Origin of the sequence: Microbacterium sp. NPDC077663 (assembly GCF_044542795.1) — a bacterium.
Classification (GTDB): domain Bacteria; phylum Actinomycetota; class Actinomycetes; order Actinomycetales; family Microbacteriaceae; genus Microbacterium.
Map to the genome: position 1 here is coordinate 631,949 of NZ_JBITVE010000001.1, position 14,459 is coordinate 646,407.

The window sequence follows — 14,459 nt, forward strand, 5'->3', positions numbered from 1 at the left end:
CCTAGTGACGGGTGGTCCTCAGACCCATCCCGTCAACCAGTTGTGCAGCCAGTAGAACTCCCACGGGACGCGGATCGCCGACCAGAGCGGGTACCAGAACACCGACACGGCGAGGATCACGCCCAGGATCACGAGCACCGTCCGGCGTCCCGTTGCGCGGCGGTCGGGGTCGGCGTGGCGCGAGCCGGCGATCGCGCGCAGGGCGAACGTCAGCGCGAGGACCAGGAAGGGGAGGATCAGCACCGTGTAGAACTGGAAGATCGTCCGGCTCGGGTAGAACAGCCACGGCACGTACGTCGCGGCGACGCCCACGAGGACGACGGCGGCGCGCCAGTCCCGCGTGCGCACCCCGTGCACGGCGAGCCACAGCACGGCGAGCACACCGAGCCACCACAGCAGCGGGTTCGGCATGGAGTAGAGGATCTCGATGCAGCCGCGGGCGCTCGCGCAGCCGCCCACGCCGTCTGCCGTGCTGTTCGCGTACATCGACGTGGGCCGCAGCAGCAGCGGCCACTGCCAGGCGGGACTCGCGTACGGATGCGACGAGGTGATCTCCGCCGTCGCCGTGTAGATCGTCTGGTGGTAGTGCCACAGGTTCTGCAGCGGCAGCGGCACCCACGACCAGAACCCGCGGGCGGGGTTCGCATCGACCGCGTGCCGTTCGTAGCCGCCGTCGGTCGTGAGCCAGGTGGTCCAGGTGGCGAGGTAGACGAGGACCGCCACCGGCACGAGGAGCACGAACGACGCGGCTCCCTGGCGCACGGCATCCACCGGCCAGAAGTGGATGCCGAGCCGTCGCCGTGCGAGCGCGTCGCTCACGACGACGTAGAGGCCGAGCGCGGCGAGCACCCAGGCGCCCGACCACTTCACCCCGCACGCGGCGCCGCCGGCGATCCCTGCGGCGAACAGCCACGGCCGCCACCAGAGCACCGGACCCCACCAGGCCGCGCGGCCCGCGGCATCCCGTTCTCGCATCGCCGCGGCTAGGCGGTCGAGGTGGCGACGGCGGTCGATGAGGACGAACCACACCGAGAGCAGCACGAAGAACGTGAGGAGGATGTCGAGGATCGCCACCCGGCTCATCACGATGGCGAGCCCGTCGACGGCCATCAGGCCGCCGGCGACCGAGCTGAACAGCACCGACCGGGTCAGCTGCCAGGCGATCAGATAGAGGACGAGTACGGCGAGCGTCCCCGCCAGGGCGACCGCGACGCGCCACCCGAACGACGAGGTCGGGCCGAACAGCGCCATCCCCGCACCGATCAGGAACTTTCCGAGCGGGGGGTGCACGACGAAGCTCGGGGCATCGGTGTAGATGTCCGTCTCGCCGTCGGTGAAGCGGGCGTCGGCGCCGTCGGGCCAGGCGGCGGCGTACCCCAGGTTCCACTGACTCCAGGCATCCTTCACGTAATACGTCTCGTCGAAGACGATCGCGTGCGGGTGGCCGAGGTTCCAGAACCGGAGGATGCCGGCGAGCAGGGTGACCGCCAGCGGGGCGAGCCAGGCCAGGCGTCGACGCAGCACCGCGTCGACGGCGAGGCGTCGCCGCCACGTGTCGAGTCGGGAGCCGAAGGGCTGCCGCGCGGGGACCGCGGGCAGCAGCGGTTCCGCGGTCGAGCTCACGGCGACCAGCCTATGCTGGGGCGGTGCTGATCCTCGCCGCGACTCCGATCGGAAATCTCGGCGACGCGACCGGGCGGCTGCGCTCCGCGCTGGAGGAGGCGACCGTCGTCGCCGCCGAGGACACCCGCACCACGCAGCGGTTGCTGCAGGCGCTGGGGATCGAGAACCGCCCGCGCCTGATCGCCCTGCACGATCACAACGAGAAGCAGCGGGCCGCCGAACTGGTCGCGCTCGCCGCGGGCGAGGACGTGCTGCTGCTGAGCGATGCCGGGATGCCGACGGTCAGCGACCCCGGGTACGCGGTCGTGGCCGCGGCGGTGGAGCAGGGCGTCGACGTGACAGCGTTGCCGGGTCCGAGCGCGGTCATCACGGCGCTCGCCCTCGCGGGGCTGCCGACCGACCGCTTCACCTTCGAGGGGTTCGCGCCGCGCAAGGCGGGGGAGCGCCGGACGGTGTTCGGCGCGCTTGCGTCCGAGGCGCGCACGATGGTCTTCTTCGAGGCGCCGTCGCGGCTGGCCGACACCCTGGCGGCCATGGCGGAGGCATTCGGGGCCGACCGCCGCGCGGCCGTCTGCCGCGAGCTGACGAAGCTCCACGAGGAGGTCGTACGCGGCCCGCTGGCGGAGCTCGCCGCATGGGCGCGGCAGGGGGTTCGGGGCGAGATCGTCGTCGTCGTCGAGGGTGCGAGCGTCCGCACGGTGAGCGAGGACGACGCGCTCGCCCAGGTGCAGGCGCTCGTCGCTTCGGGGATGCGGTTGAAGGATGCCGCCGGCGAGGTTTCGCGGGAGACCGGAATCCCCTCGCGAGACCTCTACCGCGCCGCCGTCGCGGCGAAGAACCCGCTCAGCCCTTGACGGAGCCGGCGGTCAGGCCGCCGACGATGTAGCGCTGCAGCGACAGGAACAGCGCCAAAACGGGGACGGAGGCGAGGATCGCCCCCGCGGCGAACAGACCCCAGTTGCTCGCGAGCTGGTTCGACACCCACTGGAACATCCCGACGGCGAGCGTCCAGTTGTCCTCTGAGACGAGCACGATCTTCGCGATGATGTAGTCCCCGAACGCCGCGATGAAGGCGAGGAGGCCGACGACGGCGAGGATCGGCGTCACGAGCGGCATGATGAGCCGCCAGAAGATCTGCGCGTGCGTCGCGCCGTCGATCTTGGCCGACTCGTCGATCTCCATCGGGATCGTGTTGAAGAACCCGTACATGAGGAACGTGTTCACGCCCAGCGCGCCGCCGAGGTAGACGCAGATGAGCGCGATCTTGGAGTTCAGCCCGAGTACGGGGAACACCTCGCCGAGAGTGAGCAGCATGAGGAAGATCGCGACGAACGCGAGCGCCTGCGGGAACATCTGCACGATGAGCAGGGCCGTGAGACTCACACGCCGACCCGCGAAACGGAACCGCGAGAACGCGTACGCGGCCGCCGCCCCCATGAGGACGGCACCCGCAGCCGAGGCGCCGCCGACCAGCAGCGTGTTGCCGTACCAGGCCCAGTAGCTCGTGCCGCCGAGAGCGTTGTAGTTGCCGATGTCGATGACCGAGAACAGGACGTTGGCCGCCGAGAGGGTGCCGTTCGGGTTGAACGAGGCCGACAGGACGTAGACCAGCGGGAACATCGCGTAGAAGAGGATGCCGGCGGCGACGAGGTACTTCCAGCCGACCTCGAGCACCCAGCGCTTGCGTTGCGCGGGGCGGAGCGTCGTCGCACGAGCCGCACGGGCGTTTCCGGTCGTGATCGTCGCGGTGTTCGCGGCGGCGGTGGAGGGAGCGGACATCACTGGTACTCCTCGAGCTTCTTGGTCTGACGGAAGGCGATCGCCGACACGACGCCCACGACGAGGAACACGAGGATCGACAGGGCGCTGGCGAGGCCGTAGTCGGCGGCTCCGCCCGAGACCCCGGAGATGTCGTAGATCGCCGAGATGAGGATGTCGGTGTACCCCAGTGCGTACGGGGCGCCGGGGATCGCCGGGCCGCCGTTGTTGAACATGTAGATGATGGTGAAGTTGTTGAAGCTGAACGCGAACGACGAGATCAGCAGCGGGGCCGTCGATACGAGCACGAGCGGCAGGATGATGGCGCGCAGCTGGCGGAACCGGCCCGCCCCGTCGATCGATGCGGCCTCCAGAGCGTCCTGCGGCAGCGCCTGCAGGGCGCCCGTGCAGACGAGGAAGTAGTACGGGTAGGTCAGCCAGACGTTGACGAACAGCACGGCCCCGCGTGCGAGCCAGGGGTCCCCGAGCCAGTCGATGCTGGCCCCGCCGAAGAAGAACTCGTTGATGACGCCGAACTCCGCGTTGAACATGCCGCGGAACAGCAGCGCGGACATGAACGCCGGGAACGCGTACGGGAGGATGAAGAGCGTCCGCAGGATCTTGCGTCCCCGCACACGGGGATCGTTGAAGATCAGGGCGAACACGAGTCCCATCGCGAACGGGATGAGGACCGACAGGACCGCCCACGCGAAGGTCCATCCCGTCACGAGACCGAGGGGTTCGAGGATCGCGGGGTTCGTGAACAGCTCGATGAAGTTGGCGAACCCCACACCCACCACCCAGCCGGTGGGGAGGGTGGTTCCGTCGTCGGCGACGAAGTTGCCCGTCGGGCTCGCCTCGTAGACGAGACCGGTCGCGCTGTCGGTGATCGTCTGGGCGTCGGCATCCCAGGTCATCGTCGACAGGTACACCGCGCCGCTCGACCCGTCGCGGGTGCGGATCGACCCCTCGTTGGGGTCGTCGGACACCGGCACGCGGAGGTCGATGACCGCCTGCTGCGTCGCCTGGTCGCCGATGATCTGGTTGCGCGGCACGACGTTCCATCCCGGCACCTGGGTGGCGGCGCCGGATGCGGGGGCGGGGCCGACCGAGCTCAGCGGTTCGTCGGCGGAGCCCGCCAGGATCTCGCCGTCTTCGACGACGGCGAAGCCGAGTTCGCCGCCGCGTTCGACGACGGTGAGGGGGAGGGTGGGTGCGCCCTCGACCCGGCGCTCGCCCTGGGCGAGCGAGGCGGCGACAGCTTGCTCCTGCGAGCCGATGTGACCGGCGCCGTAGTTCGTGAACGCGATGTATCCCGTGTACAGGAAGATGAACACCTGGAACACGAGCAGGAACGACAGTCCCGGCAGCAGGTATTTCAGCGGGAGCGCGCGCTTGGTGAAGTACACGACGTCGGCGGCGAGCAGCAGCCCGACGGCGACGCCGAAGACGATCCAGGACTCGGCCTGGAACGCGGCGATGATGCCCAGAAGGCCCACCGCGTTGACGAGGCCCATCAGGACCAGCTTGACCAGGAACCCCCAGCCGAGCCCGGACCAGCGTCTGGCGTGCGACTCGGCCGGCGCGGGCGCCTCTTCCGGCAGGGTGGGGCTCTGCAGAGCCGTCATGTCGTCTCCCTCTCGAGGAAAGTGGTGCCCGGGGGCGGGGGTGAAGCGCCCCGCCCCCGGACGGGTGTCAGCCGATCGTCGCCTCGAGGTCGGAGACCATCTTGGTCCACGTGCCCGCCGGGTCGGCGCCCTTGACGATCTGCACCTGGGCGGCGTTCCAGAGGTCCCAGACCGAACCCATCTGCGGGATGTTCGGCATCGGCACACCGTTCTGCGACGACGCCACGAAGCCGGCGATGACGGGGTCGGAGGAGACCTCCTCGGCGAGCTCGGACCAGGCGGGGATGCGCGGGTCGGCCTCGTACAGGGCCTTCTGCGCGTCGTAGGTCGCGAGGTACTTGGTGAGGAACTCCTGCGCGACGAGGGCGTTCTGGCTCTCCGAGGAGATGTAGAAGCCCTGCACGCCGACGAACGGCGACGCGGTCTCGCCGCCGGCAGAGGGGATCGGGTTGACCTTGATCTTCGCGCCCTGCGCGCTCAGCGTCTCGACGGCCCAGGGTCCCTGGATCGTGTAGGCGGCCTTGCCTGAGGCGAAGAGCTCGTTGTTGGTGTCGTAGTCGATCGTGGTCGAGATCTCGCCCGAGCCCTTCTCGCCGTGCTCGCCGAGCCAGGTCGCGAAGGCGGTGCCCGCGTCGCCGCCCATGCCGACCTCGCTCGTGTAGGAGCCCGAGTCGTCCTGGACGAAGACCGGCGCCCCGAAGGAGGTCTGCAGGCCGTACATCGTGTAGGCGTCACCGGTCTGGCCGGCCGTGTTGATGACGAAGGGGCGCTCCGCGCCGGACTCTGTGCCCGCGGCGATCATGTCGTCGAAGGTCGCCGGTGCGTCCTCGCCGACGAGGTCCGTGTTCTGGATGAGCGCGATCGTCTCGAGCGAGTACGGCAGGGCGTAGGTCTGGCCGTCGTAGGTGAAGGCGTCGGTGGCGACCTTCTCGAAGTTCGCGGCCGACTCGCCGAGGTCGACGGTCGAGACGACACCGGCCTGGACGAGGCTGCCGAGCCAGTCGTGCGCACCGATCGTGATGTCGGGACCCTCGCCGGTGGGCACCTGGTTGGTGAAGTCGTTGCGGATGTCCTCGAAGTTCTTCTGGACGAGTTCGATCTTCGCGCCGGTCTCGTCCTCGAAGGTCTTCGCGGCCGCCTCGATCGCCGGCTTGCGGTTCTCGTCGGTCCAGACGGTGAGGGTGACACCGCTGGCGTCGATCGGAGCCTCGGACTCCGCCGGTGCCGGTGTGGTGGTGCCGCTTCCGCCGGCGCAACCGGCGAGCAGGAGGGAGCCCGCCGCCAGTGCGGCGAGGCCGATACCCATCTTGCGCATGGATCTTCCTTCCGGATGTGGTCGATCCGGCGGGCCTCTGGCGAGGTCGCGCCGTCACGACCGGGGTGTGATCGCCGCGGCCGGGTGGCCGCGGCGGCTTTTCTCTCAGTGCGGTCGACGGTGTCCCGTCGTGGGGTGATCGATCATCGATCCCCCCGGGGAGCTGTGTGCGCCACGCGGACGACGGCGACGTCGCCCCCGGGGAGCACCAGCGTGTCCCGGACCTCGGTCTGCGTGAGCAGGTCCGTGCCGGAGGTCGTGAGCGACACCTCGTCGGTGCCGTGGTTGATCGCGACGAGGTAATCCGCCGCCTCCCCGCGCCGGAGGATCGTCTCGACCCCGTCGGGGGTCGCGGGCACGGTGATGCCCGCGTCGGCGTAGACCTCGCGCATGATCGCGCGGAGGCCCTCGGCATCCGGTCGGGTGCTGACGTACCAGCCGACGCCCTCGCCGTGCACGTGACGGGTGACGGCGGCGCGCCCCTCCGCGGGACCGTCGGTGTAGACCGCGCGCACCTCGGCGCCGGTCACCACGAGGTCCTCCTGCCAGACGTCGGCGGCGAAGTGTTCGTCACCGAGGGCGATGCCGGCGACGTCCCCGTGACGCAGCGGCAGGTGCTCCTCTACGCGGACTCCCAGCGCCTCCTGCAGCGGCGAGCCGTACCCGCCGGGGTGGACGGCGTCGTTCTCATCGACGACCGCCGAGAAGAAGGACACGACGAGGGTGCCGCCCTGGGCGACGTAGGCGGTGAGGTTCGCGGCATCCGCTGCGGTCAGCAGGTACTGCGACGGCACGACGACGAGACGGTAGCGCGACAGGTCGTGCCCGGGGAGCGCGAAGTCGACCGTGATGTCGTCGCGCCAGAGCCGCTCGTAGAAGGCGCGGATGCGCTCGTCGTGGCTCACGTCCTCGGAGGGGCGCCACTCGAGGTCCTGCGCCCAGAAGGACTCGAAGTCCCACAGCACCGCGACCTCGGCCTCGACGCGGGAGCCCTGCAGGTCGGTGAGCCGGCCGAGCTTCGCGCCGAGGTCGACGACCTCGCGGAAGATGCGGGACTCGGTGCCGGCGTGGGGGAGCATCGCCGAGTGGAACTTCTCCGCGCCGGAGCGTCCCGCCCGCCACTGGAAGAAGAGGATGCCGTCGGCCCCGCGGCCGAGGTGGCTGAGGGAGTTGCGCGCCATCTCGCCGGGCCGCTTCGCGACGTTGCGCGGCTGCCAGTTGACGGCGGAGGTGGAGTGCTCCATGAGGATCCACGGCTTGCCGCCGCCGACGGATCGGCTGAGGTCGGCGGCGATGGCCAGGCCGATCTCGCCCTCCTCGTCGGCCGCCCACAGGTAGTGGTCGTCCGAGACGACGTCGACCTCGTCGGCCCAGGCCCAGAGGTCGACGCCGTGGTGCTGGTTCGCCATGAAGTTCGTCGTGATGGGCTGGGACGCGTGCGCGCGGATCGCCGCCTTCTCGATGCGGAAGCATTCGCGCAGCATGGCGTCGGTGAACCGCGCCCAGTCGAGTTTCTGCGCCGGGTTGATCGTCGACGGGGCAGCAGCGGGGGCGCCGACGTGGTCCCACTCCTCGTAGTGCTGACCCCAGAAGGCGGTGCCCCAGGCCGCGTTGAGGCCGGCGATCGAGCCGTGGCGCTCCTGCAGCCAGCGTCGCCAGGCGCGGACCGCGTGCGGCGAGAAGTCCTCGCCGACGGGGACGCCGTACTCGTTGTGGATGTGCCAGAGGACGACGGCGGGGTGGTCGCCGTAGCGCTCGGCGAGGGCGCCGGCGATGCGGGCGATTCCGGCCCGATACTCGGGCGCCGAGTGCGACACCATGCCGCGCGCGCCGAAGCCCATCGACACGCCGTCCTTGGTCACGGCGCGGGCGTCGGGGTATTGCGCGAAGAACCACGCCGGGGGAGAGGCGGTGGGCGTGCCGAGGTCCACCGCGATGCCGTTCGCGTGCAGCAGGGCGATCACGTCGTCGAGCCAGCCGAAGTCGAACTCGCCCTCGCGGATCTCGAGGAGGCCCCACGAGAAGATGCCGATGCTGACGAGGTTCACACCGGCCTCACGCATGAGGCGCACGTCCTCGTCCCAGACCTCGCGCGGCCACTGCTCCGGGTTGTAGTCACCGCCGTAGGCGATGCCCTCCAGTCGAGGCCAGGCGGGGCTCGTCATGCTGCGGTGCCATCCTCATCGATCGGGCGGTGTCGCGGTGCCGCGCCCGGGAGGGGACTGGGACCGGTAACAGGTTTCATCGGAGTCTATGCGGATGCCGTGCGTCGCCCCGGCCGTTGTTATCGAACTGTGACCGGTCCCAGGCCGCATCCGGCCACGTGCCGCATCGGGTATAGAGTCAGCGCGTGGTCCTCCCCTCCGAGCGCAGACGTCCCACCATCCGGGACGTCGCAGAGGTCGCCGGCGTCTCGCACGGCACCGTCTCACGCGTCATCAACGGCGGTCGATGGGTGTCGGAGGCGGCTCGTGTCGCCGTCGAGGCGGCGATCCAGGCGACCGGCTACACCGTCAGCCACGCCGCGCGTGCGCTCGCGACCGGCCGGGCGAACTCCGTCGCGTTCCTGCTGACCGAGCCGCAGCACCTGCTGTTCGCGGATCCGACTTTCGCCCTGCTGCTGCGCGGGGCGACCGAGGCGCTCGCGGCGCGCGACATGACCCTGGTCCTCCTCATCGCCGAGCACCCCTCGCAGTACGCGAACATCGAGCGCTACGTCCGCGCCGGTCACGTCGACGGCGTGCTGCTCATCTCGTCGCACGAGTCCAACCCGCTGCTGGCCGCCCTCACCGGCGCGGGGGTGCCCACCGTGTGCACCGGCGTCCCCCTCGGCGACCGCGCACACGTGCCCACGGTCTCGGTCGACGAGGAGGGCTCGGCGCGGGAGATGACCCGTCACCTGCTCGACCGCGGCTACCAGCGGATCGCGATCATCACCGGTCCCGACGACACCCCGGGCGGGCGCTACCGCCTCATCGGGTTCCGGGACGAGATGGGCGAGCGCTTCGACCCCGCCCTCGTCGAGCAGGACGTGTATTCCAGCGAGGCAGGAGAGTCGGCGATGACACGCCTGCTCCAGCGGGCGCCCGACATCGATGCGGTGTTCGCGGCATCCGACATCATGGCGGTCGGCGCGATCGCCGCACTGCGCCGAGCGGGTCGTCGCGTCCCCGAGGACGTCGCAGTGGCGGGATTCGACGACTCCGGGCTCGCTGCGACGACCGACCCGCCCCTCACGACGATGCGGCAGCCGTGGTCGGAGATCTCGCGGCGGATGGTGGAGGTCCTGCTCGGCGTCATCGACGGCGGTGCGGGCGAATCGATCGTGCTGCCCACGACGCTCGTGGCTCGAGCCAGCGCCTGAGCGGCCGTCATGAAGGGCGTCGCCCAGCCCGTCGCCCGTAGAATCTCCAGGTGACTTCCGGCGGCTCCTTCTACATCACCACCCCCATCTACTACCCGAGCGATCTGCCCCACATCGGGCACGGGTACACGTCGGTGGCGGTGGACACCCTCGCGCGCTGGCACCGGCAGGCCGGGGACGACACCTGGATGCTCACCGGCACCGACGAGCACGGCCAGAAGATGCTGCGTGCCGCGACCGCGAACGGCGTCACCCCGCAGGAGTGGGTCGACAAGCTCGTCGAGGAGAGCTGGTTCCCGCTGCTGAAGACCCTCGACGTCGCCAACGACGACTTCATCCGCACGACGCAGCCTCGGCACGAGGAGCGCGTCAAGAAGTTCGTGCAGGCCCTCTACGACAGCGGCTACATCTACGCCGGCGAGTACGAGGCGCTGTACTGCGTGGGCTGCGAGGAGTTCAAGCCCGAGGCCGAGATCGTCGACGGCACCGGCCCCTTCGAGGGGCTCAAGGTGTGCGCCATCCATTCGAAGCCGCTCGAACTCCTGCAGGAGAAGAACTACTTCTTCAAGCTCAGCGAGTTCCAGGACCGCCTGCTCGAGCTCTACAAGACGCAGCCCGACTTCGTGCGCCCGGACTCGGCGCGCAACGAGGTCGTCTCGTTCGTGCGCTCCGGCCTCAAGGACCTGTCGATCTCGCGCTCCGCGTTCGACTGGGGCATCCGCGTGCCGTGGGACGAGTCGCACGTCATCTACGTGTGGGTCGACGCGCTGCTCAACTACGCGACCGCCGTCGGCTACGGCGAGGACCCCGAGGAGTTCGCGCGTCGCTGGCCGGCGTACCACGTCGTGGGCAAGGACATCCTGCGCTTCCACGCCGTCATCTGGCCCGCGATGCTGATGGCCGCCGGCCTCGAGGTTCCGAAGGGCATCTTCGCCCACGGCTGGCTGCTCGTCGGCGGCGAAAAGATGTCGAAGTCGAAGCTCACCGGCATCGCACCGACCGAGATCACCGACGTCTTCGGCTCGGACGCCTACCGGTTCTACTTCCTGTCGGCGATCGCCTTCGGGCAGGACGGGTCCTTCTCGTGGGAGGACCTGTCGGCGCGCTACCAGGCCGAGCTCGCGAACGGTTTCGGCAATCTCGCCTCGCGCACGATCGCGATGATCGGGCGCTACTTCGACGGTGTCGTGCCCACCCCGGGCGCTGCCGCGGAGATCGACCAGCGGGTCCAGCGGACGGTGGCGGATGCCGCGACCGCCGCCGACGCGGCGATGACCGCCTTCCGCCCCGACGAGGCGATCTCGGCGATCTGGACCATCGTCGACGAGCTCAACGGGTACATCACCGAGAACGAGCCGTGGGCGCTCGCGAAGGACGACGCGAACCGCGATCGGCTCTCGACCGTGCTCTACACGGCGGCCGAGGGCCTGCGAGCGCTGGCCGTCCTGCTGTCGCCGGTGATGCCGGCGTCCACCGCGACGCTGTGGGAGGCCCTCGGCGCTCCGGGCGAGCTCGCCGCGCAGCCGCTGCGCGAAGCGGGCACGTGGGGGCAGCTCCCGGCGGGTGCGCGGGTGGGCACGCTCGCGCCGCTGTTCCCGCGCGTCGAGCAGACGGCATGACGACCGACCCGACCGACCCGAGCGGCTACGTCCGCCAGCGCGAGCAGTCCGCACGCGACGTCCGCTGGCCCGACCCGCCCGAGCCGCTGCCCGTCGCCGTCTACGACAATCACGCCCACCTCGAGATCGAGGACGGTGACGAGCCGCGCGGCCTCGACGAGCAGCTGGCCCGCGCGGCCGAGGTCGGGGTGGTCGGGGTGGTCCAGGCCGGCGGCGACATCGAATCGTCGCGCTGGTCGGCGTGGGCCGCGGCATCCCACCCCGCGGTGCTCGCGGCCGTCGCGATCCATCCCAACGAGGCGCCCGCCTACCAGGCCGCCGGCCGCCTCGACGAGGCCATCGCCGTCATCGACGAGCTCGCGGCGCAGCCCCGCGTGCGCGCGGTGGGGGAGACCGGGCTCGACTTCTTTCGCACGGCGGACGACGGCATCCCCGCGCAGGTGACGAGCTTCGAGGCGCACATCGACATCGCGAAGCGTCACGGGATCGCGATGCAGATCCACGATCGCGACGCCCATGCGGCGGTGCTCGAGACACTCGAACGCGTCGGGGCCCCCGAGCGCACCGTCTTCCACTGCTTCTCGGGCGATGCCGAGATGGCGGGGTACTGCGCCGACCGCGGCTACTGGCTGAGTTTCGCGGGGAACGTGACGTTCAAGAACGCGCAGAACCTGCGGGATGCCCTCGCGGTCACGCCCCGCGAGCGGATCCTGGTCGAGACGGATGCGCCCTTCCTCACGCCGACCCCGCACCGGGGGCGCCCCAACGCGCCCTACCTCGTGCCGGTGACGGTGCGGTTCATGGCCGCCGAGCTCGGCATCCCCCTCGAGGAGCTGTGCGCGCAGCTCGCGCAGAACACGCTCGAGGTCTACGGCGCCTTCACGGACTGAGGGATCGCCGCGGACACCGGCGGACGCGTCGTCGACCCCGGGACGAGCTCCCACGGAAGGTCCACGACCCGCGGGCCGTCGTCGAGAAGGGCAGCCGGCAGGGTGTCGAACATCGCCTCGGCCGCGAGGTCCGGCCGGATGCAGACATGTGTCACGCCCAGTCGACGGTTGACGGCGCAGTCGGTGGAGCACAGGGCGACGAGCTGGACGTCGCGGGGGATGACGAGACGCATCTCCTCGAGCTGCAGGTAGACGTCCGGGCCGTCCTCCGCCCCGGCGAAGATCGCGTCGGCGCCGTCGGCGAGGGCGTCGGTGATGAGGCGGGGCAGGGTCCGACGCGAAGCGTCGACCGCGCGGACGAGCGGTTCGCGGCCCCGCACCGAGCTCCAGATCTCGTAGGCGGCCCGTCCGATCTCGTCACGGGGCGCGCCGCCGTCCTCGGTCAGGAACGCGATCCGGCGGGCGCCGGCACGTTCGAGCTCGTCGAGTCCTGCGCGCACCGCGGCGTCGTAGCCGGTGCGGATGCTAAGACCGCGCGAGCCGTCGACGAACTGATCGTCCGCGACGATCGGGATGCCGCGCGCGATGGCGGCGAGCAGCAGTTCGCGGTTGCCGCGGGCATCCGGGACGTACAGGGCGTCGAGGGTCGTGCCGGCGAGGAGGTCGGGGGCGGAGTCCGGCAGCACGGTGACGGTGAACCCGTGCGCCGCCGAGGCCCGCACGAGCGAGGTCAGCTTGCGGGCGCGCTGGAGTTCGTCGCGTCGGTCGCCGTCGAGATCGTCGCCCATGACGAACCCGACCGTCATGGTGCGGCCGCTGCGCAGGGCCGCGGCGTGACGATTGGGGACGTACCCGAGCTCGGTGGCGATCGCCTTGATGCGTTCGCGCGTCTCGGGACGCATGTTGCCGCGGTCGTTGAGCGCCTGACTGATGGCCGCCGTCGACACGCCTGCGGCGCGCGCGATGTCCTTCAGTGTGACGCTCGGGCTCACGCTCGCTCGCCCTCGTCGGGTGACACGCCCTCGCGCGGCTCCGGCAGCACCGTGCGGATCGCCTCGGCCCACTGTGGGCCGGCTCCCGAGGAGGCGAGCGTGTGCCCGCGTGCGATGAGCTGGTGGAGCAGGACTCCCGAGAAGTGCCGCAGCGCGGTCTCGACCTCGGCGGAGTCCCCCCGCCGGCGGGCGCGCGTCAGTTCCTCGTCGAGCACACCGTGCACGAAACCGCGGAGGTCGACGACCGACGGCGACACCTCGTGCACGCGCCGCGCGGCGGCATGCCGCTTCGCGGCGGCCTCGACGATCTCGCGGGCCTGTCCGACGGTCTCGGCCTCGTCGACGGGGGCGTGCAGGCGGATGGTCTCGAGGTCGAGCAGCTCCACACCCGGGAGCAGGGCCACCTCGGGGTCGACGTTGCGCGGCAGGCCGAGGTCGATGATCACCTGGGGGCGGGTGCTGCCGGCGCGCGCGGTCGCGTGCGAGAAGGCGTCCAGGGCGAAGGTGTCGGTCGTCGCCGTGCAGGTGACGACGATGTCCGCCCCCGCAGCCTCGGCGGCGTAGTCGTCGACCCCCACGTGCACGAGGTGCTCGCGGTTGGCGAACTTCTGGCGACCCGAGCGCGAGTGCACGCGGATGTCGACGGCGCCGACGGTACGGAGCGCGGCGAGCGCGGCGGCGGCGTAGCGTCCCGTGCCCACGAGGAGCACGCGTGCGGTCGTCCAGTCCACGCGGGGGCTGACGAGGTCGACGGCCAGGCGCACGAGCGATCGACCGGATTCGCCGAGGCGGGTCGTGTTCTTGACGGCCCGCGAGGTCTCGGTCGCGCGCTGGAAGAGGTGCTCGAGCGGCGCAGTGGTCAATCCCCGTCCGCGGGCGGCCTCGAGCGCACGACGGACCTGGCCGGCGATCTCGTCCTCGCCGACGGCGACGGAATCCAGGCCCGACGCGACGGTGAACAGGTGGTGGGCGACCTGGTTGCCGTGGGCGAAGTCGACGTTCTCGCGCAGCGACCGATAGTCCATGTCGGCCGCACCGGCGATGGCTTCCATCGCGGCATCCATCGCGGGGACGGGGGAGGCGAGGTCGGGTTCCTCGGCGAGATCGAAGTAGGCCTCGAAGCGGTTGCAGGTGGCGAGGACCACGGCGCCGCGGATCGAGTCGTGGACCACGGACAGACGCTCGGCGAGGTCGTCTCCGACCGTCGACAGCCGCTCGAGCGAATCGAACGGCGTGGAGCGCTGATGAGCGGTCAGGCAGACGAGCACGG

Annotated in this window: 11 protein-coding genes; 4 read left to right on the forward strand and 7 right to left on the reverse strand. The window is 70.6% G+C overall.

Annotated elements, in window-relative coordinates:
- Positions 1-18: 18 nt before the first annotated feature.
- The gene (locus ACIGEP_RS03060; protein WP_396660159.1) at positions 19-1,623 is read right to left on the reverse strand and encodes a dolichyl-phosphate-mannose--protein mannosyltransferase; all 1,605 of its coding nucleotides are present in this window, start codon (positions 1,621-1,623) and stop codon (positions 19-21) included.
- A gap of 23 nt (positions 1,624-1,646) precedes the next feature.
- Here ACIGEP_RS03060 and rsmI point away from each other — a divergent pair, with 23 nt between their 5' ends.
- Positions 1,647-2,477, forward strand: coding sequence for a 16S rRNA (cytidine(1402)-2'-O)-methyltransferase (rsmI, locus tag ACIGEP_RS03065; RefSeq protein ID WP_396660160.1), 831 nt, complete (start codon positions 1,647-1,649; stop codon positions 2,475-2,477).
- On the opposite strand, the gene ACIGEP_RS03070 is transcribed toward rsmI, so the two are convergent.
- From ACIGEP_RS03070 to ACIGEP_RS03085, 4 genes are all read right to left on the reverse strand, one after another.
- On the reverse strand, positions 2,467-3,402 hold the full coding sequence (locus tag ACIGEP_RS03070; protein WP_396660161.1) for a sugar ABC transporter permease: 936 nt from the start codon (positions 3,400-3,402) through the stop codon (positions 2,467-2,469). The genes rsmI and ACIGEP_RS03070 overlap by 11 nt on opposite strands.
- A complete protein-coding gene (locus tag ACIGEP_RS03075) occupies positions 3,402-5,009 on the reverse strand; it encodes an ABC transporter permease subunit (protein WP_396660162.1) in 1,608 nt (535 codons plus the stop codon). Before ACIGEP_RS03075 ends, ACIGEP_RS03070 begins: the two co-directional genes overlap by 1 nt.
- A gap of 67 nt (positions 5,010-5,076) precedes the next feature.
- Positions 5,077-6,324 (reverse strand): extracellular solute-binding protein, encoded by a 1,248-nt coding sequence (locus ACIGEP_RS03080; RefSeq protein WP_396660163.1) that lies wholly within the window; start codon positions 6,322-6,324, stop codon positions 5,077-5,079.
- Between the two features lie 143 nt (positions 6,325-6,467).
- Positions 6,468-8,489 carry a beta-galactosidase gene (locus ACIGEP_RS03085; RefSeq protein WP_396660164.1) on the reverse strand — a complete coding sequence of 674 codons (2,022 nt, stop codon included), beginning with the start codon at positions 8,487-8,489 and terminating at the stop codon, positions 6,468-6,470.
- A 185-nt stretch (positions 8,490-8,674) separates the two neighbouring features.
- Between ACIGEP_RS03085 and ACIGEP_RS03090 the strand changes: the two genes are divergently transcribed.
- From ACIGEP_RS03090 to ACIGEP_RS03100, 3 genes are read left to right on the forward strand one after another with little or no spacing between them, the layout of a single operon-like run.
- Positions 8,675-9,688 carry a LacI family DNA-binding transcriptional regulator gene (locus ACIGEP_RS03090; protein ID WP_396660165.1) on the forward strand — a complete coding sequence of 338 codons (1,014 nt, stop codon included), beginning with the start codon at positions 8,675-8,677 and terminating at the stop codon, positions 9,686-9,688.
- 50 nt (positions 9,689-9,738) lie between these two features.
- Positions 9,739-11,307, forward strand: coding sequence for a methionine--tRNA ligase (gene metG / locus ACIGEP_RS03095; RefSeq protein ID WP_396660166.1), 1,569 nt, complete (start codon positions 9,739-9,741; stop codon positions 11,305-11,307).
- A complete protein-coding gene (locus ACIGEP_RS03100; protein ID WP_396660167.1) occupies positions 11,304-12,197 on the forward strand; it encodes a TatD family hydrolase in 894 nt (297 codons plus the stop codon). The genes metG and ACIGEP_RS03100 overlap by 4 nt, the downstream gene beginning before the upstream one ends.
- On the opposite strand, the gene ACIGEP_RS03105 is transcribed toward ACIGEP_RS03100, so the two are convergent.
- Positions 12,176-13,189, reverse strand: coding sequence for a LacI family DNA-binding transcriptional regulator (locus ACIGEP_RS03105; protein WP_396660168.1), 1,014 nt, complete (start codon positions 13,187-13,189; stop codon positions 12,176-12,178). The two genes, ACIGEP_RS03100 and ACIGEP_RS03105, sit on opposite strands and share 22 nt — an antisense overlap.
- Positions 13,186-14,457 (reverse strand): glutamyl-tRNA reductase, encoded by a 1,272-nt coding sequence (locus ACIGEP_RS03110; protein ID WP_396660169.1) that lies wholly within the window; start codon positions 14,455-14,457, stop codon positions 13,186-13,188. Before ACIGEP_RS03110 ends, ACIGEP_RS03105 begins: the two co-directional genes overlap by 4 nt.
- Between the last annotated feature and the right edge of the window lie 2 nt (positions 14,458-14,459).